Here is a 21,074-nt window from a genome sequence, read left to right as displayed (position 1 = left end):
CGGGCACGAACCTGCCGTCCGCTCCAGTAGTGTCAGAGCTTGTGGAGACGATCAAGGCGGCAGGCACCGCGAGCCGGGTGGCTTTCGGCGTATTCGCCGCGACCGCGCTGGCCTTAATCGGTTCAGCGCTCACCCAGCTCATACTCGGGGGCAACGCTGAGCACCTGCTGATCGCCCTGGCGGCCGTGGCCTGCGCGGGTATCCTCGACATCCCCCGGCTGCGGCTGGGCACGGAGCCGCACCGCAGCCCGGTGGTCAGCCTGCCCATCGTGGTCGTGCTGGCCCTGGACCCGGTCTTCGCGCCGCTGATGTCGGTGGGCCTGGTCTGCCTGGGCGTTCTGCTCGTGGTCTGGATCCGCGCCCACCGGCCCGAACTGGCGCTGTACGCGGCCGGCCTCGCGGGCATGGGCGGCACCGCCTTCGCCGGCACGCACGGCCTGCTCGAGTCCCTCGACGTTCCCGCGGCCGGCGTGACCGCCGCCGGCGCGGTCGCCTACGTCACCACGGTGGTGCTCCTGGAGGCCCTCCGCCGACGGTTCGACCGGCCCAGCCTCGACCTCGGTGCCGGACGGCCCTACACCGTCGTCCGCCTGGTCCTGATCGGCGGCGGGTTCGCCGGGCTCTGCGCCCTGATCACCCAGTGGACCCATCCGTTCTTCGACACGCGCACCGACACCCTGGCCACCGCCGTCACCCTGGTGCCCCTCGCGATCGCCGGCGCCGGCACGATTCTGCTCGTGCGCGCCATGGCGATGCGCCGCCGCCTCGCCGGGGTGGTCGACGGGGTCATCGACCTCAACGCCACGAACCACTTCGTCAAGTCCGGCGGGCAGGCCACCCCCATCACCATCACCGCGGCCAGTACCAGCACCGACCTCGCCGCCGTGCTCCAGCGCGCCGCCACCGCCACCGTCGGCGTCGAGTCCGCCAGCATCCGGCACGATCCGGCCGGCCTCGGCGAGATCGACGCCCCGCTGTCCATCAGCGCGTTCGGCCAGTACCTGGTGGCCCGCCGCGACGTGATGGACTACCCGTTCACCGGGGATGACCGCCGCGCCCTCCAGGCCCTCGCGCACACCGCCGACGTGGTCTACGCCGCCCGGGAGAGCATCGGCGGGCTCACCATCCGCGCCAACACCGACCCGCTCACCGGGCTGGCCAACTACGGCGCCTTCCAGGACGCCCTGGCCAACATCAACGACCACCGCGACTACTCCGAGGCGCTGGCCGTGCTGTTCATCGACCTCGACGACTTCAAACGGATGAACGACCGCTACGGCCACCAGGCCGGCGACGAGATTCTCAGCGAACTCGGCCGTCGGCTCAGCGCCGTCATCCGCCCCTACGACGTTGTCGCCAGGGTGGGCGGCGACGAGTTCGTGGTCATCCTCACCCGGCTGTCGTCGCTGGCCGAGGCGAAGCTGCTGGCCGAGAGCATCATGGAGGCCACCGGCGAACCCCTCGCCATCAGCGGCACCGTGCTCAACCCGATCCTCAGCATCGGGCTGGCCTACTCCGCGCACCGCGAGACGGATGTCAACCAGCTGCTGCGCGACGCCGACCGCAGCATGCTCGCGATCAAGAAGTCCCGCCGCCGCGGCGGCCCGGCCAACGAGAGCAGCATCAACATCTCCGGGCACCGCTCGTCGCAGATGAACGACATCGTCGCCCGCGCCATCGACGAAGACCTGCTCGAACTGGCCTTCCAGCCGATCGTGAGCCTGGTCACCGGCCAGATCTGGGCCTTCGAGGCGTTGGTGCGTTACACCGATCCCGAGCTCGGCCCGTTGTCGCCGCCGTCGCTGGTGGAGAAGGCCAAGAGCCTCGGCCGCCTCGACGCGCTCACCCGCCAGGTGGCGCTCAAGGCGATGGCCGCCGCCGCGGACTTCCGGCTGCTGGAACCGCGCATCGTCTGCATGACCATCAACGTCGAGGCGGGCCAGATCCTGCCGCAGCGGGTCGGCAGTTTCGTCGAAGAGCTGGCCGACCGTTACCCGGGCATCTCACTCTGCCTCGAACTCAACGAACGCTCCGTCGCCCGGGTGTCCACCGCGGTGCGCGCCCAGGCCGACCACCTCCGCGACATCGGCATCATGATCGCCCTCGACGACTACGGCTCCCAGGACTCCTCGGTCGACGCGCTGGTGCGGATGCCGATGGACATCCTCAAGATCGACAAGAGCCTCGTCGACGACCTCGACGACGTGCGCCAGCGTGAGGTGCTCACCGCCCTGCAGGGCTTCGGCGACAACCTCGAGTATTCGATGATCGTCGAGGGTGTCGAAAACGAGGCCATGGCCACCCACCTCTCCGCCCTGGGCATCCGCAGCGCCCAGGGATTCCACTACGGCGTGCCGCGCAGTTTCGAGAAGACCCTCGCCCGCCTCGAAGAGTTCGGGGCCGCCGCGGTACTGCCCGTGCGCGCCGTGTCTGAGCTTCCCCTCTAAACGCTAGGGTCGCAGTATGGTCGAGCAGAGTCTGAGGGTGCCGCACGTCGGCGTGCGGGAGCGTGTCGAGCGGTCCGTATTCCTCTCCCAGCTGCTCCTGGCCGCGGCCACCCTGCTGCTTGTCGCGGTCACGGTGGCCAAGGACGCGGCCATGTTCGTGGAACCGCTGTACTTCCTTGGCGTCATGATCATCTTCGGCACCACCGGGTTGGCCGCCGCGGTGCCCTGGCGCCGGCTGCCCAAGATGTGGATCGTCGTCCTCCCTCTGCTCGACATCGTCGGCCTCTCCCTGGCCAGGGAGGCGCAGCCCATGCTCGGCGTCAGCTTCCTGCTGGTGTTCCCGGTGATCTGGATGTCGACACACTTCGGCCAGGCGGGCGCCGCCGGCAGCGTCATCTTCGCCAGCCTGCTGCTCTGGGCCGGCCTGCCGTTGAAGTTCTTCAGCGACCCGCTCAACGCCACCGGCTACGCCACCTCGCAGGCGCCACTGCTGGCCGTCGTGACGATCATGCTCGCGTTCGTTGCCTCCGTCACGTATACGACCAACCGGCGGGCGCTGGCGCAGCGGGTGCTGCTCACCCAGCAGGCCGGCCTGTTCGAGGCGGCCCTGCAGCGCTCCCGGCGCCAGGAGCAGACCCTCGACGAGATCTTCAACACCGTCGACTTCGGTGTGGTCGGCTACGACAGCGACGGCCGGGTCAACTTCGTCAACCGGGCCCAGCGTTCCATGCTGACCCGGTTCGGCGTCAGCGACGGCATCGGCCTGGCCACCATCGTCTACAAGGAAGACGGCGTCACGCAATTCGACGGTCCCGACCGGCCCACCCAGCGCGCCATCCGCGGTGAGACCGTGGACAGGGTGACGGTGTGGCTGGGTTCGCCCGACCAGCAGCAGGCCGCCGTGCTCGTGTCGGCCCGGCCCATCCACGACCACACCGGCCGGTACGACGGCGGCGTGATCGTGACCCGCGACGTCACCGCCGAGGTGCGGGCCGTGCAGGCCAGGGACGACCTCGTCGCGTCGGTCTCGCACGAGCTGCGCACCCCGCTCACCTCGATCCTGGGCTACCTCGAACTCGCCCTCGACGACGAGACCATCGACCCCGACACCCGCCGGATGCTCGAGATCGCGTCGAAGAACTCCGACCGGCTCCTCGAAATCGTCTCCGGCCTGCTCACTGCGGCCAGCGAGTCCAAAGAGGGTCTCGCGCTCAACGTCGCACCATGCGACCTGTCCGCGATCATCACGGATGCCGCCGAGTCGGCCGAGCCGCTCGCCGCGCAACGCAACATCCGGTTCGAACTGGCCGAGCTGGCACCGATCACGGTCATCGCGGATGCCTTTCGGCTGCGTCAGGTGATCGACAACATCTTCTCCAACGCGATCAAGTACAACGTGGAGTCCGGCAAGGTCAGGGTCGAGGTACTTGAGGTGTCCTGCGGCATCGAGGTGCGAGTCGCCGACACCGGCCGGGGCATGAGCGAAGACGAACAGGGCAACCTCTTCGACAGGTTCTACCGGGCCGACTCGGTGCGGGGCTCCAGCGTGCACGGCACGGGACTGGGCTTGAGCATCAGCCGGGACATCATGCGCGAACACGGCGGCGATCTGCGCCTGGAGTCGACCAAAGGCAAGGGGACGACGGCAATCGCCACGCTCCCGGTAAACAGAGGTTGAGCGTGGCACACCGCGCCGCTCAACGGGGGACAGCATGCAACTAGACGGACCCACCCTGCAGATGATCAGTGGGTTGATCGTGATCCTGTGCGGGGTCTCGTTCATCTTCAACACCGCGCTGAACCGCAACGACCCGCCGGGCCGATTGTGGAGCCTCGCGTTCGTGGCGGGCATCATGGTGGCCGTCGGCTACGGCGTCTACATCGTCAGCGACGAGGCATGGTGGTCGATCACCTTCGCCAACGCGTCCCTGGTCGTGGCCGTCGGTGCGCTCTGGTCGGGCAGCCGGGTCTACAACGGCCGCGGCTCCGGCTTCGCCGTGGTGGGCGGCCTGGCGCTGGTCGTGGCTGTCATCAGCCTCCTCCCCGGCGCTGACGGCGGCGAGTGGGTCGGGGCGGCCCCGCTCTGGCTGGTCGTGGCGCTGATGGGCGCCCTGGGCGGTTACGAGGCCCTGCGCGGGCGGCTCCGCCGCAACGTCAACGGGCGGATCTTCTCGATCGTGCTCTTCATCGTCGCCCTCTTCTACTCCGGCCGCGCCATCGCCTTCACCGTCGAGGGCGTCGACAGCGCCACCTTCACCACCTACTTCAGCTCAGGCACCACCTCGATCCTCAACATGGGACTCATCGTGACCGTCTGCGTGGCCACGTCGATCCTGCGCGCCGAGCGGGTCGGCAGCAACGCCGTCGGTGACATCACCGTGGGCATCCACTCGGCCGCCGGCGTGTTGTCCGGCACCGCGTTCCAGCAGGCGGCCACCGACCATCTGCAGCGGGCCGAACGGGCCGAGCTCGGCCTGGCCGTGATCGGCGCGGACATCGACAACCTCCCGGAGATCAACACGGCGTTCGGCCGCGTCACCGGCGACGAAGCCATCGCCCGTTTCGCCGACACCCTCCGCGGCAGCGCGCCGCTGATGGCGCAGATCGGGCACCCCGCCGCCGGCCGCTTCTACGTGCTGGCCGCCGTCGGATCCGCCACCGAGGCCCTCACGATCGTGCAGCGGATGCAGAACGCCCTCGTCGACGGTCCGCTGGGGGAGTCGTACCAGATCCGGCTCACGGCGAGCTTCGGTATCGCGGACACCTTCGACCACGGCTACGACCTCGCCGCCCTCAGCGCGGCGTCCGGCCGGGCCATCGACGTCGTCAAGCGCCGCGGCGGCAACGACATCGCCGTGACCACCGAGGCCGCCGCCGCCGCCCGCGAGCCAGGCCTCCGCGAACTGTGAGCTAAGCCCCAAAAACCTCACGTTTTAGGTGCTTTTCTCACGGTTCGCGAAGCTGCGGCGGCCGCTGCGCTGTTTCTTGAGCCCATCTTGCGAGAATCTTGCCTCAGGCCAGGGGCAATACGTGCTTTCTCCTGACAGAGTGGGGACCGTGAGCAACAACACCCTGACTGTGCCGACCGCCTCGCCGGCGCGGGATGCCTACGCCAACGAGTTCAACTCGATGGTGGCGGTCCTGCCGACGTATCGGTCCACCGTCGGCTGCAAACTGCCCGCGTACAACGAGACCGACTCCGGCAACGACAACCTCGTGCCCCTCCTTGTGGGACTCGCCGCGGCGGCCGCAATGGTGTTCATCTGGATGCAGCTACCCATCATGGTCCAATCCACCATCCTGCGGATCGGATGGCCGATCCTTGGAGTGACCACCGTGCTGCAGATTTTGACCGTGTTCTTCACACTGTTCAAGCGCCACCGCGGTTACCAGGTGTGAGCGCCCACATCGAGGTCATTGCCCTGCGCGCGCTGCTCGCCCAGGTGGGTGGCGACCGGGAAATGCAGCGCCGCTTCGTGCACGATTTTGTGCAGCTGTGGCACAGCCGCTCCCAGCGGTTGGCCGCGGCGCTGGCGTACCCATTCCCGGATGCCGAGGAAGCCCACGTGGTGTTGCTGAGCATCCGCTCGAGCAGCACCATGGTGGGCGCGGTCACCGTGGAGGCCACCGCGGCGATGATGCACGACGCCCTGCGCGACGGCGACATCGCGGGCTCCGTGCGTCACATCACCCGTCTCAACGAGGTCGGCGAGTTGGCCTGCTCCGACCTGGCCACCATGTTCGCCCTCCAGCTCTAGTCGACGGTCCGCGCGCACGCTCCCGGGTCGTCACTGCGCCCCCTGTGGCCGACAGCGCCAGCTATAGCGGGCGCGACGGGCCGTACGGGGCGCAGTGAACGCCCTTGAGCGCGGTTCCGACCCGCAGGTGGCGCGGATGGCCCTCTAGTACGAGTCGCGCCCGGCCTGATCCGACGCCGCGAGCCGGTAGCCCACGCCGCGCACGGTCTCGAGCCAGCGGGGGGCGGTGAGGCTGTCGCCGAGCTTGCGCCGCAGATTGCTCAGGTGCGCCTCGACGGCACGCTTGTCGGCCTCATTCACGTAGTACGACGTCACGTAGCTCTCGCCGCGCAGCAGCAGCGCCAGGTCAGCCTTGCTGCGCACTCGCCGCTTCGACTCGAGCAGCGCGGCGAGAAGGTCGAACTCGGTGCGGGTCAGGTCCAGCTCGCTGGTGCCGAGCATGGCCAGGCGCATGTCGTTGCTCAGCCGCAGCCCGTTGTGCTCGATCCAGTCGTCGGCCCGGCCATCGTCGCTGGCGGATGCGGCGGTGCGGACCTGGGGAAGAGGCACGGTGGCGACGTGCTGGCCGGCGGACGGCACCGGGGCCAGGCTCTGCGGCAGGTCGGCCGCCGGGGGAGCGGGCGTGATGACCGGCGGAACGTACGCGGGGGTGTACTCGGGTTCCGCAGCGGGGGGCGCGCTCGGGGCCGGCGCATTCACTGGTGCGGCGGGCTCGGCACTGACCTCGGTGCCCTCCGGCGGCAGCGCCAGCCGGGGGCGGCGCAGCATGGCGTCGATGCGGGCGCGCAGTTCACGCGGCCGGAACGGCTTGGTGAGGTAGTCGTCGGCGCCGGACTCCAGGCCTTGCAACGTGTCGATCTCTTCGTCGCGGGCGGTGAGCATCACGAGGTAGGTGGCGCTGAACGCGCGAATCCGCTTGGCGGTTTCGAACCCGTCCATGCCGGGCATGCTGACGTCGAGGGTCGTGACGATCGGGTCGTACGCGCGTACCGCGCGTACCCCGTCGAGTCCGTTGCTCGTGGCGATGGCCTCGAATCCGGCCTGGGTGAGTACGGCTTCCAGCAGATGGCGGATGTCTGCGTCGTCCTCAATAATCACAGCTACCCTGCGTTTTTCCCCTGACGACGACATACCTGAGTATATTACGCGGTCTGAGCATCCATCACGAAGATCGGATCTGTTCGGTCGACCGGATTGCCAGCCGGCTGCCGCCGTGAGCTCGACGGCCCGTTCGTTCCACCGTTCGCCGGCGGCCGGAGCCGCCGCCGCGGCACCCCGGCGGCACCCCGGCGGAGCGGCCCGCGCGGCGGGTTAGAGTTAGAACGTGAATTCAGAAAAGGTCGATGTCGCCCTGATTGGCGGGGGAATCATGAGCGCCACCCTGGCCACCCTGCTCGCCGAACTGCAGCCCGACTGGAACATCCAGGTCTACGAGCGCCTCGGTGAGCTTGCGCAGGAGAGCTCAAACCCGTGGAACAACGCCGGTACCGGCCACGCGGCGCTCTGCGAACTCAACTACATGCCCCAGGCCGCCGACGGCACCGTCACGGCCGAGAAAGCCGTCGCCATCAACGAGCAGTTCCAGATCAGCCGCCAGCTCTGGTCGCATCTGGTCGAGACCGGGGTGCTGCCCGAGCCCGAGAAATTCATCAACTCCACCCCGCACATGACCTTCGTGCACGGCGCCGCCAACGTCGACTACCTGCGCAAACGGATGGCCGTGCTCGCCGACCAGCCGTTGTTCGCCGGGATGGAATTCAGCGAGGACCGCGCCGTCATCGAAAAGTGGACCCCGCTGCTGACCAAGAAGCGCGCCGCCAAGCAGAAGATCGCCGCGACCCGCATCGAGTCCGGCACCGACGTGGACTTCGGCGCCCTCACCCGCTACCTGTTCGCCTCGCTCAAGGAGCGCGGCACCCACGTGCACCTCAACCAGCAGGTCACCTCGCTCAAGCAGCAGGACGACGGCTCCTGGAAGCTCAAACTGCTCAGCCTGGTGGGCCGTTACACGAACACCGTCGAGGCCAAGTTCGTCTTCGTCGGTGCCGGCGGCGGCGCCCTCGCGCTGCTGCAGCGCAGCGGCATCCCCGAGATCAAGGGCTTCGGCGGCTTCCCGATCAGCGGCCAGTTCCTGCGTACCAACAACCCCGCCATCGTGGCCCAGCACCAGGCCAAGGTCTACGGCAAGGCCGCCGTGGGCGCCCCGCCGATGTCGGTGCCGCACCTCGACACCCGGGTGGTGGATGGCGAGACCTCGCTGCTATTCGGCCCGTTCGCCGGTTTCAGCCCCAAGTTCCTCAAGACCAGCACCTGGTTCGACCTGCCGTTCTCGGTGCGCGCGCACAACCTCGTGCCGATGCTCGCCGTGGCCAAGAACAACTTCGGCCTGATGAAGTACCTGATCGGGGAGGTCTTCGCCTCCCGCACCGCCAAGCTCAACGCGCTGCGCGAGTTCATGCCCACGGCCAAGGCCGAGGACTGGGAACTGATCACCGCCGGCCAGCGGGTGCAGGTCATGAAGAAGGACGCCAAGGCCGGCGGCATCCTGCAGTTCGGCACCGAGGTCATCACCTCCGCCGACGGCAGCATCGCCGGTCTGCTCGGCGCCTCGCCCGGAGCCTCCACCGCCGCACCGATCATGGTCGACCTGCTCAAACGCTGCTTCCCCGGCGAGTACGCCCGCTGGGAGCCGCAGCTGCGCGAGATGGTCCCGAGCCTGGGCACCAAGCTCTCCGACGACCCCGCCGCGGCGGCCGCCTCCCTGGCCTCCACCGCTAAGACGTTGCACCTCACCGCCTAGTCCCCCGGCCCGGCCTCGCCGGTCGAGCCTGTCGAGAGCCCGCAACCCGACCTGCGGTTCGTCCCGTCTCGTTGGTCGAGCCTGTCGAGACCCCGCGACCCGCCCTGCGGTTCGTCCCGTCTCGCATCCGCGGCCCGACTCGAGTCATGCGGGTCAGGCGCCGCTGCGCGGGTGGCGCGCCAGGCGCATAGCGGCGCCTGCCCCGCATGACGACCCGACCGGCGGATGCGGCGCCCCGCCGTGCCGCGCAACCCGCGTGAGCCGCGCTCCGGTCGCACTGCCCGCACGGCCCGAGTAGCTCAAGCCCCAGCAGCACCCACACCGGCCCGGCTGCCCAGGCCCGCACTAAAGGCGGAGAATCTCGCAACACGCCGTATCGACCGTCCGCCCACGCGGCGTGTCCCGAATAACTCCGCGTTTGCACGCGGCCAGGTCCCGCCCGCAGCCGAGCCCAGTCGCACAGATCGGGCACGCACCGTCCACCACCTTGCATCCCAGTCGAACATGTGTTCGACTTGATGCATGCGGTGGAGTGGACAGGAACTAACGACCGAGCAGGCCGGCGCGCTGCCCGGCCTGGCCCGGCTGAACAACCTGGTGCGGAGCGTGCGCACCCCCGAGTTCGACGGGATCACCTTCCACGAGGTACTCGCCAAGTCCGCCCTCAACCGGGTGCCCGGCCAGAGCGCGATGCCATTCGGCTGGACCATCAACCCGTACCGGGGCTGCTCTCATGCGTGCTCGTACTGCTTTGCTCGCCCCACCCACAACTACCTCGACCTCGACGCGGGCAAGGACTTCGACAACGAGATCATCGTGAAGGTCAACGTCGCCGAGGTGCTCAGGAAAGAACTGACCAAGCCCACCTGGGGCCGGCATCCGGTGGCGCTGGGCACCAACACCGACCCGTACCAACGGGCCGAGGGCCGCTACCGGCTGATGCCCGGCATCATCGCCGCGCTTGCCGACTCCGGCACCCCGTTCTCGATCCTCACCAAGGGCACCCTGCTACGCCGCGACCTCGACCTGCTGAGTGAGGCCAGCCAACACGTGCCGGTGGACCTGGCCATGTCGATCGCCATCTACGACGACGCGCTGCAGCAGGCCGTGGAACCGGGCACTCCCAGCACCAAGGCCCGGCTGGCCACGGTCAGTGCCATCCGCGACCGTGGCCTGGACTGCTCGGTGTTCATGATGCCGATCCTGCCGTTCCTCACCGACACCAAGGCCCACCTCGACGAGGCCATGCGCCAAGCCAAGGCCGCGGGCGCCACCGGGGTGCTCTACAGCTCGCTGCACCTCAAGCCCGGGGTCAAGGAGTGGTACTTCCAGTGGCTCGAACAGGACCACCCCGAGCTGCTGCCCCGGTACCGCGAGCTCTACAAACGGGGCACCTACGCACCCAAGGAGTACCGCCAGTGGCTGGCCGAGCGCATCCAGCCGCTGATCCGCGCGCACGGGCTCCAGCGGCGCACCGAGGACCCGGCGACCGGCGGTATCCTCTCCACAGCACTGACCGGTGCGGATGCCCGGCCCGGCCCGACGGCGGGCCCGGCCGGCTCGCTGATCTCCGCCGAGCTGCCGCCGGAGCTCTCGCCCACCCTGTTCTGAGCGCCCCCTCCCGGATCGCGACACAGCAGAGGCGCGCGACCGCCGGCCCCGCGCCTCTCCCGTGCGCTACTACGGCATCAGGCCGAGCTGAGTCGGCAGCCAGGTCGACAGCTCGGGAATGTACGTCACGATGAGCAGGCCGATGCACAGCGCCCAGAAGAACGGCATCAGCCGGCCGATGACCGGTTCTATCTTCACCTTGGCAACTCTCGCCGCGACGAAGAGGTTGTTGCCGATCGGGGGCGAAATGTTGCCGAGGCACATGTTGAAGACCATCATCGCGCCGAAGTGGATGGGATCCACCCCGACCGACACCACGACGGGCAGGAAGATCGGCGTGAAGATCAGGATCGCCGGGGTCGGGTCCATAATCGTGCCCGCGAGCAGCAGCACCACCATGATGATGGCGAGGATGATCGCCGGGTTGTCGGTGAAGCTGAGCAGCTTCTCGCTGATCGTCTGCGGGATGCGGGAGAACGAGAGCACCCACGCGAGGATGCCGGACACACCGATCAGCAGCATCACGATGGAGGTGGTCTTGGCCGCCTCGAGGATCACCTTGGGCAGGTCGCGCACCGGCAGCGTGCGCTGCACGAGCCCGAGGATCAAGGCGTAGAGAACGGCGATGACCGCGGACTCGGTCGCAGTGAAGAATCCGCTGAGGATGCCGCCGATGACGACGACGATGAGCGCCAGCGCGGGCAGCGCCCGCAGGAAGACGATGAGCGCCTGGCGCAGGCTGGGCCGGACGTGGCTGCGGAGTTCCGGGTGCTTGCGGGCATAGATCGCGACCATGACGAAGCAGACCGCAGACCAGAGCAGACCCGGGCCGATGCCGGCCATAAAGAGGGCCGCGATCGACGTTCCGGACACGAGCGAGTACACGATGAAGGTGTTACTCGGCGGGATGAGCATCCCCGCCGGTGAGGCCGCGGCGTTGACGGCGGCGGAGAACGCCGGGTCGTAGCCGTCCTTCTTCATTCGCGGTGACAAGACGGTGCCGACGGCGGCGGCGGATGCGACCGATGCTCCGGAAACGGCGCCGAACATGGTGTTCGCCACCACGGTCGTCTGCGCGAGTGAAGCGGGGAGTCGACCGGCGACGACCAGAGCAAGGTCAATGAGGCGGGTCGCTATCCCGCCGTTCGTCATGAGGCCACCAGCCAGGATGAAGAAGGGGATGGCAAGGAGTGCGAAGGAGTTGCTTCCGGAGAACACCCGCTGAGCGGATGTGAGCGCGGCGCCCTCCCAACCCAACAGGAGCACGATGGCGAAGGCAGACGGCAGGCCCATTGCGACGGCAACGGGAACACCGAACGCGAGCAAGAGGGCGATTCCGCCCAGAAGAACGATTGTGGTGACTGTCAGAGTATCCATGGCGCGCCTTAGATCACTTCCGCGGTCTCGTCGACGGACGGCGTGGGGCGCTCTCCGTTGAGGAGAACCGTAATGAGGTGGTAGATCGAGTAGAAGGTGATGAGGATGCCCACGAGCGGCAGCACCATGTAGACCTGCCCCACACTCAGCGGCAGCGTCGAGAGTCCCTGGTTCCAGGCATTCGCCGCCACCCGGTAGCCGCCGATGACGAACACGAACACCGCGAAGAAGATCACGATCAGTTCAACGGCCACCGAGATGATCAGCTGACCGGCCACGGGGAACCTGGACGCCAGCAGCTCCACGGCGATGTGACCGCGTTCCGAGAAAACCAGCGCCGCGCCGAGAAGGGCCAGGACTACGAAGGTGTAACGCGCCGCCTCTTCGGTCCACGGTGCCGAGTCCTGCAGTATCTGTCGCGAGAAGACCTGCCAGCTCACGATCACCACGAGTGCGACGAAGATCACCATGCACAACAGGGCCAGGATGCGGTCTGTAGTCTTGCGGATCGCTTCGAGAGCTGGGACCGTCCTGGATGTGCGCACGGTTGCTGCGTCGTCGTGTTCGGAGGAGTTCGCCTCATCGTCCGGATGTGTAGCCATTGTTTTCCCTTCGGGTGCCAGCCCAGTTGTACGGCGGTGTCGCGTTACGGGTACGCACGCGCAAGGCCGGGACGGAGCCTCTGCTCCGGCCCGGCCCCGCGAGTGACGGCAGACTATTTGGTGCTGGCCTCACGAGCGGCGTCGTAGAGCTTCTTCTGGCTGGGCTCGGTCAGGAACTGGTCAACCAGCGGCTCGAGCGCTTCGGTGAAGGCGTCAGAGTCGACCTCGGTGAAGGTGGCTCCCGCCGCGGTGGCGCCGGCGATGGCGTCGTCGGTCGCTTCGCCCCACAGCGTGGTGTGCTGTTCGTAGGTCCCCGTCCATTCCTCGTCGAACGCTGCGCGGTCTTCGTCGCTCATGCCCTCGAGCGTGTTGCTGTTGATGATCAGGTAGTCCAGGCCGATGAGGTGGTTGGTGTACGAGAAGAACGGGGCCACTTCGTGGTGCTTCTGGGTGAAGTAGGAAACCTCGTTGTTCTCGGCGCCGTCGATAACGCCGGACTGCAGAGCCGTGTACACCTCACCGAAAGCCATCGGGGTGGGCGAGGCGCCGATGGCCTCGACGAGGGCGAGGAACAGTTCGCTCTCCTGGACGCGGATCTTCTGGCCGGCGAGGTCGGCGGGCGTCTCGGCGGGCGCAGTCTTGGTGTAGATGCTGCGGGCACCCTGAGTGAGGCCGCCGACGACCGAAACGCTGTTGCTCTCGGCCAGCGACGAGTACAGGTCGCCGGTGATCTCCGGGTTGTTCACCACGGACATCTGGTGCTCGACGGAATCGAATACCGTGGGGAGGTTGAAGGCGATGAAGTCCTTGGACAGGTTCTCCAGCTGGGCCCCGGAGACGATTGCCATGTCGACAACGCCGTCGCTGACGAGCTGCAGGGTGTCGGCCTGGGCGCCCAGCTGCTCGTTCGGGAAGACCTCGATGTCAAAGCGGCCATCGGTGGACTTGACGAGGCGGTCACCGAAAGCGTCGAGAGAGATGTACGAGGGGTGCTCTTCGGTCTGGTTCAGGGCCAGTTGCAGGGTGGTGGTCTCGCCGCCGGCCGCCTGACCTTCGGCGGTGCTGCTGCCGCAGGCAACGAGCGAAAGGGCGAGCAAGCCCACTGTGGGGGCTACGAAAAACCGCGATGTGTTCCGCATGGTGTCTCCTTGGGTGCATGGGATGCGCGGCGCAGGCGTCCCGAGGAGATACCACCCGAATGACGTTGGATCCGTCTGCTGTGCCGGGGGTTGGGCGCCGTTGCCGTGCTGTGTGAGTGCTACTGCGCGTGACGAGGACCGCCGGCGCTGAACTCATTTACGCAAGTCCGACAGATGATGGCAACCAATTGCCATCATTTGCCGCAGGGGTGGAACGGGACGGGATTACGACGCTCGTTTGGCAAGCACCGCGTTGCGTGGCCCGGTCGATCCGCGCACCACCAGTTGGGAGGGCAGCAGAACAACCTTGAGGGGCTTCGGCGCGGCCTGCCTGTCGTAGGACGTTTTCGCCAGCTCGGCGAGGAGCGTCTGCACGGCGTAGGCGCCCAGGCTGTGCAGCGGGGCCGCCACGGTGGTCAACGGCGGCGTGCAGAAGTCTGAGCCGAAGATGTTGTCGAAGCCGACGACGGAGATGTCGTCCGGCACGCTGATCCCCTGCCTGACGAAGCCGCGCATCATGCCGATCGCCATCAAATCGTTGTAGGAGATGACTGCGGAGGTGGCGTCTTTCGCCAACTCATGCGCGGCCGACAGCCCCCCGGCCTGGGTTGGGGCGAAGGGCCCGACCCGCTTGCCCCTGATGTCCAGTTCGGTGGTCGCGTCGTAAAAGGCCCGCCATCGAACCCCGTCGGCCCACGACCCCTGCGGGCCGGCCACGTAGGTGATGCTGGTGTGTCCAAGGTCGGCGAGATGGTGCACCGCCCGCTTCATCCCGCGGGCGTTGTCGGTGACGACGCTGGGAATGTCGGTGGTCGTGCGATTGAGTACAACGGTCGGTCGCTGCTTGGCCGCGACGCGAATGGAGGAATCGGACATGCGGGAGGTTGCCAGCACGATCCCCTCGACCAGGGGAAGCGTGCGGTCCAGGGCCTTGCGCTCGGCATCCGCGGACTCGTTCACATCCGCCACCAGAAGCGTGTACCCCGCCGCTGACGCGGTCTCTTCGGCACCACGGATGATCTCGAAAAAGAAGGGATTGGTCACATCCGACACGATGATGGCGATGATGGAGGTTCGTCCCGTGGGTAGCGCCCGCGCCACCGGATTCGTGCGGTAGCCCATCTCCGCGGCTATCCGGCGGATGCGCTCTGCGGTCTCGCTGTTCACCCGCCCTGGCCGCGAGAAGGTTCGGGAAACCGTTGATGGTGCCACGCCTGCGGCCGCAGCGACATCGTAAATAGTGGGGCTGGATCGACGGGCGCCATTGCCGTCCGAGTCTTCAGACATTCTGTGAGCCTACTCAGAATGACAACCGATTGCCAAACAGCGGGAGAGAAACGAATTGTTTCGCACCGGCACCGGTTACAGTGACAATCCACGCCGCTTCGCGCTCATGACTGTACGGCCGCAACAAGCAACACGGCGAGATCACGCAAAGGAGCGTAAAACCATGACCGACGTCACCGGCACTCAAGCCAGCTCGCAAGTGGAGATGGCGGAGACGGAGCTCCGCCGCCTGGGCCTGGGCGGCGTGCGAGTGCAGCATTTCGGCGAATTGGCACGAGTGATCGTGGATTCCTCGGTCATCCCGGTCCTCGCCGTGGAACCGCTTCGTAGCGAGGTCGTGAACCTCATCAAATCGGCCGGCTTCACGATGGTCGCACTCGATCTGACCGGTGCGACAACTGGTGGCAAGAGCTAGGCACGGCAGCTGAACTCCGTGAGCATCGGCAGATAGGTGCGCTGTCTGCTCGCTCCAAATCCTCTCTTCGAGCAGATACGCGCACGTCACTCGATCAACGGAGATTGTCTATGACTGTGCAAAAAACCCGCCGCAAACTATTGTCCCGAACGGCTGTTCCGCTCGTTCTCACTCTGCTCGCCGGTGGTGCGATGGGGGTCACGACAAACGTCCAGCCCGCCGCATCCGCCACCCCGGAGCGGGGCAGCAAGCTGTACCTCACGGTGGATGGCGAGCAGTTCAAGGACCGCAACGGCAACGGCCGACTCGACGTGTATGAAGACTCGCGCCAGCCGGTCGACGAGCGGGTCGCCGATCTCGTCGGCCAGATGACGCTGGAGGAGAAGGCCGGCCTCATGCTCATCGACACGATGAACGCCGCCTGCGACACGGCCACCGGCACACGCGGCGTGGTTCCCTCCATGGCAGCGGATTACATTGACACCCAGAACATGCGGCGTTTCATCGTGCGCAACGTCGTCACCAGCGCCGACAAGGCCGTGTGCGGCGATCCGGCAGCGGGCGGCTTTGCCGCGAGCACCAGCGTCACCCCCGGTGAAGCGGCCGGGTACATGAACTCGGTTCAGGAGCTGGCCGAGGACTCGCGGCTCGGCATCCCGGTGCTCTTCAAGTCCAATGCGCGCAACCACATCGACCCGAACGCGCGCGCGGGCATCAACGAGGCGGCGGGCGCATTCACCGCGTTCCCCAAGGAGGCCGGCCTCGCGGCCGCGGCTCTGGGCGAAGGCGACATGTCTGTCATCGAGGATTTCGCCGGAGTCATGGGCGAGGAATGGGAATCCATCGGCCTGCGCGGGATGTACGGCTACATGGCCGACCTCTCCACCGAACCGCGCTGGTACCGGGCACACGAGACCTTCACCGAAGACGCGAATCTGAACTCCAACATCATGCGGAGCCTCGTGCAGACCCTGCAGGGCCCGGTGAACTCAGACGGCGACTCGCTGTCTCCCGAGTCGTCGGTTGCCCTCACCATGAAGCACTTCCCCGGCGGCGGACCGCAGGAGCTCGGGTTCGACCCGCACTATTCCTTCGGTAAGACCCAGACCTATGAGGGCGGCGGATTCGACTACGCCCTCCAGCCCTTCGAAGCCGCTATCGAGGCGGGTGTCTCGGCGATCATGCCGTACTACGGCGTTCCCATGGACCTCACCCGCAACGGTGTCACCTACGACGAGGTCGGCATGGCCTTCTCGGATCAGATCGTCAACGGGCTTCTGAGGGACGAGCTCGGCTTCAACGGCTACGTCAACTCCGACACCGGCATCATCGAGTCCCGCGCGTGGGGCCTCGAAGAGGCGACGGTTGCCGAGCGTGTGGCGGCGGCAATCAATGGCGGCACCGAAACGCTGTCCGGCTTCCACGATGTCGGGGTTATTCTCGACCTGGTCAGCGATGGTCTCGTCACCGAGGCCCGGGTCACCCAGGCTGCGGAACGGCTCCTCGAGCCCATCTTCCAGATGGGACTGTTCGAGGACCCGTATGTCGATGAGGCAGCTGCCGACGCAACGGTGGGTGCCGCAGAACACCAGGCTGTCGCTTTGGACGTTCAACACAAGTCCGCCGTGCTGCTGCAGAACGATCCGATCACGGCCGACGACCCGACCAGCGAGAGAACCCTGCCGCTGGCCGAGGGTTCGAGTGTGTACCTCCTCGGCGACATCCAACCGGGGGTGGCAGAGTCCTACGGCTATGACGTCGTCGACGGGCAGAGCGCGGCTGCGGACGGCGCGCGACCCAGCGCGGAGGGCAGCGACTACGTTGTCATTTCGATGTCGGCGCAGAACGTCAACACGCGCGGCTACAACAGCCAAGCCGCCGCCGAGGGCGAGCACGTGAACCCGATCGTCGCGGACGGCTTCGCCGGCCTCGACGGCGAAAGCCCGTTTGGGGCCGCCGACGCGTGTGTCGCCTACGCCGCCGCAACGTGCACCGACAGCGGGCTGCAATTCGGTGGTTCACTTCCGTGGGAGACGAGCATTCTCGACTTCACCGGAATGTCGACCTCGGAGTCGTGGCAGGTCACGCCGTCGCTGGACACCATCCAGCAGGTCATCGACGAGGTCGGCGACCCGAGCAAGGTTGTGCTCCACGTCTACTTCCGCCAGCCGTTCGTGCTCGACGAGGCCAGCGGCCTTCGGGATGCCGGCGCGATCGTTGCCGGGTTCGGCATCAGTGACAAGGCGCTCATGGATCTGCTCTCCGGACAGGTCGGCTCGACCGAAGAAGACGTCGACTTCACGGGGAAGATGCCCTTCGCGCTCGCGGGAACCCGCGCGGCTGTGGAAGAACAGTTCAGCGACCTTCCCGGCTACGAGGAGACCGCCGATGGCGCACTGTTCCCGTTCGGTGCCGGGTACAGCTACGCCAATCCCGAAGCCGTGCTGCCGGTCGACCCCGGCACCCCGGTCGACCCCGGCGCCCCGGTTGACCCCGGCGCCCCGGTTGACCCCGGCACCCCGGTCGACCCGGCCATGCCGGGGGAGCCGGCTGCCCCGGCCGGAGCAGACCCGACACCCATCGACGCGGCCGACGCCACGGCGCGGGCGGGGAACCTCCCGACGACCGGCGTCGACATCTCGATGACCGTGGTCGTGATGGCGCTGCTGACCATGCTGGCCGGTGGCGGACTGTTGCTCGCTCACCGCAGGCACCGCCAAGGCGAACTGGAACCAGAACTGGACCAGGACCAGTAGAAACCGGGATTGGCCCGGCACGATTCGATCGTGCCGGGCCAATCTCGCGTTAGGCAAGATCCGCCGGCAGAACGCCGCCAACCCCCGCCCACCTGAGATAATCAGACGCGGAGAGGGCGCGATGTCACTAGGGTTACCCGACCACCTGGTCAAGGCCACGCTCAGCCGCGCCCTCGCCCGGGCGTCGCACTGGTTCGGCCTGGTCTGCCTGGCCGGTGCCCTGTTCTCGGTCCTGGCGCTGAGCGTGTTCCCGGTCACCGACCGGCTGCAGATCACCGTCGCCGCGATCCTGGGCATGGGCGCCCTGCTGGGCCTGCTCGCCAAGTGGCGCACGGTGCCGCTCACCATCGCCTACCTGCTGATCGGCGCCGTGTGCACGTACCTGTTCACCAGCGCGGTGCTGGGCATGCCCGGTGTCTTCCCGTCCTCGGACATGTTCCTGATCTCCCTGCCCAAGATGGCCCTGATCATGGTCGGCGGCGCCGGCACCGGCGCGCTCGTCGGCGTGCTGTGGAGCACCCTCGGCTTCCTCCTCGCCGAGGCCGCCGCCACCCTCGCCATCTCGCAGACCCCCGTGCCCGACCGCCCCGACGTGTTCACCATCGTCATCTACCTGTTCCTCGTCGGCGTGATGCTGCTCGACGGCCTCGCCCGCCGCACCGGGCGCGCCGCCCAGCCCGCCATCCACCGCGCCGTGCAAGACGACGAGTCCCGCATCCTGCGCCACGACTTCGACGTGCGCGCCATCGCCCTGATGCACGACACGACCCTCAACCAGCTGGTGTCGGTGGCGCGCGCCAAACCCGGCCCGCTCAGCCGCGGCCTCGAGGCCGGCCTCCGCGAGACCCTGCAAACCCTCGCCGAGCGCGACTGGCTCACCCACGTCGACGAACGCACCGCCACCGCGGCGGGCAACGACGGATGGCTGTCCAGCGCCGTGTTCCGCGCCATTGACCGCATGCGTGACCGCGGCCTCGTCGTGGACATCACCGGCGACAAGGAGGCCCTGGCGCGCCTGGATCCGCAGAGCGACCGGGAGCTGGGCCTGGCCGTGCAGCAATGTCTGGTCAACGTGCTGCTGCACGCCGGCATCGTCACCGCCGAGGTGGTCATCGACGCCGACGGGCAAAACGTCTCGGTGATGGTGCTCGACGCCGGCCGCGGCTTCATGGAGTCAGAGACCGGCAGCGACCGGCTCGGGCTGCGCCAGTCGGTGCGCAAACGCATCGAACGGCTCGGCGGCTCCGTGGTGATCTGGTCCCGTCCCGGCGCCGGCACCTCGGTGCTGCTCACCCTGCCCGCACCGCCCATCGTGCCATCCACCATCGCCGCGGCCGCCGAAGCCGCCGCCGAGACCGCCCCGGCCGTGGCTGCCCTCTCCGCCGAGTTGCCCCCGTCCGGACCAGTTGCCCCGGCACACCGGGGCAACTCGTCCGCAGCAGGGCAGCTCGCGGATGCGCCCACCCCAGCCGCCACCACCGATGGGACCACCCCGTGACCGCCCGGCGCGCCACCCAGCAGCGCCTCGACCCGCTGGGCACCCTCGCCGCCTGGCCGCTGTCGCCCGCAATCGCCTCGATCGTGCTCTGTTACTCGGTGATCGCCACGGTCCTGCAACAGGACCAGATCCAGAACATCCTGCTGGCCACCCTCGCCGTGCTGGCCATGGCCGCCGCCGCGGCCACCCTGGTGATCGCCACCCAACCGGCGCACTCGCCGTTCGGCCGCCGGATCCACCTGATCATGGCCGGCTTCGCCCTGCTCGGGTACGTCTGCGAACAGCTCAGTCGCTGGGGCGCCAACCTGCTCGTGCAAGACGACTTCGGCCCGGTGTGCATAGGCTTCCTGCTCCTGGCACTGGCCCCCTACCGGCCCTGGCGCGAGATCGCCCTGTCCGGCGCCGTCGCCAGCGTCGTCGCCATCCTGATCACCGTGCCGCAAACCGGCTCCTATGAAGTGCACGTGCCCGTGGCCGTGTACGCGATTGTTTCGGTCACCCAGATCCTCGCGCCCACCGCCGCCGGTGCCGCGTACTCCCGCCGCATCGTGCGCTCCATCCTCGCCTGGCAGACGGATGCCCGCCGCGCCATCGTCGCCCGCACCGAAGAAGCCCGCGGCCAGATGGCCCGGGCCGTGGTGGAGCAGCAGGTCTCCGCCCTGAAGTCCGGCGTCATCCCGTTCCTCGCCGAGCTCCTGGACCGTGGCACCGTCACCGCCCTGGACATCGCCCAAGCCGGTCAGCTCGCCGCCGATGTGCGCCGCACCCTGGTCGCCGAGATCGACCGCACCTGGCTGGACTCCGTGGCCACCCGGGAACGCAGCGCCCTGGCCGAGCGCGGCACCCCGGGCCTGCTCGTCGTTGCCGACCCCGAACACCGCGCCACGGCCTTCCGCGCCGAGCAGCGTGCCGCCACCGCGGCCCTGATCGGGGCCCTCTGCGCTGCGCCCGGCTTCGACCCGCACAGCCTTGTCGTGCAGATCACCGGATCGACCATGCCCACCCCGGCCCGGCCCGCCCCGGCCACCCTCACTCAACCCCTGCTGACCCTGGCCAAGCCCACCAAGCGCAACCCGGCAACCCCGGCGACGGCATCTGCCCCTGTCGACACCATCACCATCCAGGCCGCCCTCGACCTGCCGCCGCGCAAGGTGCGCGCCCTGCTGCGCCCCTACCTCGGCGTCATCCGGGTGGTCTTCGCCAACGTGCGGGTCACCGTGCGGCGCCCCTCGCTCACCATCGAGTTCGACGGCGCCCGCGACCCGCACGAGGCCGGCCCACCCCGGGAAGCCCCGGCCACCCCGGCCACCCCCGCCGGGTTGCGCGCGAAGCAACCGCCCCGCCAAGTACGCTGAAACCTCAACGTTTAAGAGGACGGTACCGG

The 21,074-nt window shown here is 67.9% G+C and carries 16 protein-coding genes; 11 read left to right on the top strand and 5 right to left on the bottom strand.

Going from position 1 to position 21,074, the window contains the following annotated elements:
• Positions 1–29 precede the first annotated feature (29 nt).
• The 5 genes from CXY76_RS03035 (at position 30) to CXY76_RS03015 (ending at position 6,205) form a co-directional block, all read left to right on the top strand.
• Positions 30–2,447, top strand: coding sequence for an EAL domain-containing protein (locus CXY76_RS03035; RefSeq protein WP_146073348.1), 2,418 nt, complete (start codon positions 30–32; stop codon positions 2,445–2,447).
• 16 nt (positions 2,448–2,463) lie between these two features.
• Positions 2,464–4,125 carry a cell wall metabolism sensor histidine kinase WalK gene (locus CXY76_RS03030; protein WP_104162791.1) on the top strand — a complete coding sequence of 554 codons (1,662 nt, stop codon included), beginning with the start codon at positions 2,464–2,466 and terminating at the stop codon, positions 4,123–4,125.
• Positions 4,126–4,159: 34 nt separating this feature from the next.
• Entirely contained in the window at positions 4,160–5,356 is a 1,197-nt protein-coding gene (locus CXY76_RS03025) for a GGDEF domain-containing protein (protein WP_104162790.1), read from the top strand.
• A 148-nt stretch (positions 5,357–5,504) separates the two neighbouring features.
• On the top strand, positions 5,505–5,846 hold the full coding sequence (locus CXY76_RS03020; RefSeq protein WP_104162789.1) for a hypothetical protein: 342 nt from the start codon (positions 5,505–5,507) through the stop codon (positions 5,844–5,846).
• Positions 5,843–6,205: a hypothetical protein gene (locus CXY76_RS03015; RefSeq protein WP_104162788.1), complete on the top strand. Its 363-nt coding sequence runs from the start codon at positions 5,843–5,845 to the stop codon at positions 6,203–6,205. The genes CXY76_RS03020 and CXY76_RS03015 overlap by 4 nt, the downstream gene beginning before the upstream one ends.
• A gap of 144 nt (positions 6,206–6,349) precedes the next feature.
• Here CXY76_RS03015 and CXY76_RS03010 read toward each other — a convergent pair whose 3' ends face one another.
• Positions 6,350–7,303, bottom strand: coding sequence for a response regulator transcription factor (locus CXY76_RS03010; RefSeq protein WP_369826056.1), 954 nt, complete (start codon positions 7,301–7,303; stop codon positions 6,350–6,352).
• A 226-nt stretch (positions 7,304–7,529) separates the two neighbouring features.
• Here CXY76_RS03010 and CXY76_RS03005 point away from each other — a divergent pair, with 226 nt between their 5' ends.
• Together CXY76_RS03005 and CXY76_RS03000 are read left to right on the top strand one after the other, a co-directional pair.
• Positions 7,530–9,005, top strand: a complete 1,476-nt coding sequence (locus tag CXY76_RS03005) for a malate:quinone oxidoreductase (protein ID WP_104162786.1) — start codon at positions 7,530–7,532, stop codon at positions 9,003–9,005.
• Positions 9,006–9,527: 522 nt separating this feature from the next.
• Entirely contained in the window at positions 9,528–10,616 is a 1,089-nt protein-coding gene (locus CXY76_RS03000) for an Rv2578c family radical SAM protein (RefSeq protein ID WP_104162785.1), read from the top strand.
• A 69-nt stretch (positions 10,617–10,685) separates the two neighbouring features.
• Here the strand turns inward: CXY76_RS03000 and CXY76_RS02995 are convergent, their stop codons facing one another.
• The 4 genes from CXY76_RS02995 to CXY76_RS02980 form a co-directional block, all read right to left on the bottom strand.
• Complete coding sequence (locus CXY76_RS02995; RefSeq protein WP_104162784.1) at positions 10,686–11,993, bottom strand: TRAP transporter large permease; 1,308 nt, start codon at positions 11,991–11,993, stop codon at positions 10,686–10,688.
• Between the two features lie 8 nt (positions 11,994–12,001).
• Positions 12,002–12,595 (bottom strand): TRAP transporter small permease, encoded by a 594-nt coding sequence (locus tag CXY76_RS02990; RefSeq protein WP_104162783.1) that lies wholly within the window; start codon positions 12,593–12,595, stop codon positions 12,002–12,004.
• 113 nt (positions 12,596–12,708) lie between these two features.
• Positions 12,709–13,734, bottom strand: coding sequence for a TRAP transporter substrate-binding protein (locus tag CXY76_RS02985; RefSeq protein ID WP_104162782.1), 1,026 nt, complete (start codon positions 13,732–13,734; stop codon positions 12,709–12,711).
• 225 nt (positions 13,735–13,959) lie between these two features.
• On the bottom strand, positions 13,960–15,021 hold the full coding sequence (locus CXY76_RS02980) for a LacI family DNA-binding transcriptional regulator (protein WP_104162781.1): 1,062 nt from the start codon (positions 15,019–15,021) through the stop codon (positions 13,960–13,962).
• 163 nt (positions 15,022–15,184) lie between these two features.
• Between CXY76_RS02980 and CXY76_RS02975 the strand changes: the two genes are divergently transcribed.
• The 4 genes from CXY76_RS02975 (at position 15,185) to CXY76_RS02960 (ending at position 21,045) form a co-directional block, all read left to right on the top strand.
• Positions 15,185–15,436 carry a hypothetical protein gene (locus CXY76_RS02975; protein WP_104162780.1) on the top strand — a complete coding sequence of 84 codons (252 nt, stop codon included), beginning with the start codon at positions 15,185–15,187 and terminating at the stop codon, positions 15,434–15,436.
• 110 nt (positions 15,437–15,546) lie between these two features.
• Positions 15,547–18,192 carry a glycoside hydrolase family 3 protein gene (locus tag CXY76_RS19770; protein WP_104162779.1) on the top strand — a complete coding sequence of 882 codons (2,646 nt, stop codon included), beginning with the start codon at positions 15,547–15,549 and terminating at the stop codon, positions 18,190–18,192.
• A 121-nt stretch (positions 18,193–18,313) separates the two neighbouring features.
• Complete coding sequence (locus tag CXY76_RS02965; protein ID WP_104162778.1) at positions 18,314–19,690, top strand: sensor histidine kinase; 1,377 nt, start codon at positions 18,314–18,316, stop codon at positions 19,688–19,690.
• Positions 19,687–21,045: a hypothetical protein gene (locus CXY76_RS02960; protein WP_104162777.1), complete on the top strand. Its 1,359-nt coding sequence runs from the start codon at positions 19,687–19,689 to the stop codon at positions 21,043–21,045. Before CXY76_RS02965 ends, CXY76_RS02960 begins: the two co-directional genes overlap by 4 nt.
• Positions 21,046–21,074: the final 29 nt, after the last annotated feature.

Source organism: Cryobacterium sp. N22 (assembly GCF_002929555.1).
Lineage (GTDB): Bacteria > Actinomycetota > Actinomycetes > Actinomycetales > Microbacteriaceae > Cryobacterium.
Note: the sequence above shows the minus strand (reverse complement) of the source record. Positions and strands in the feature narration are given on the sequence as shown.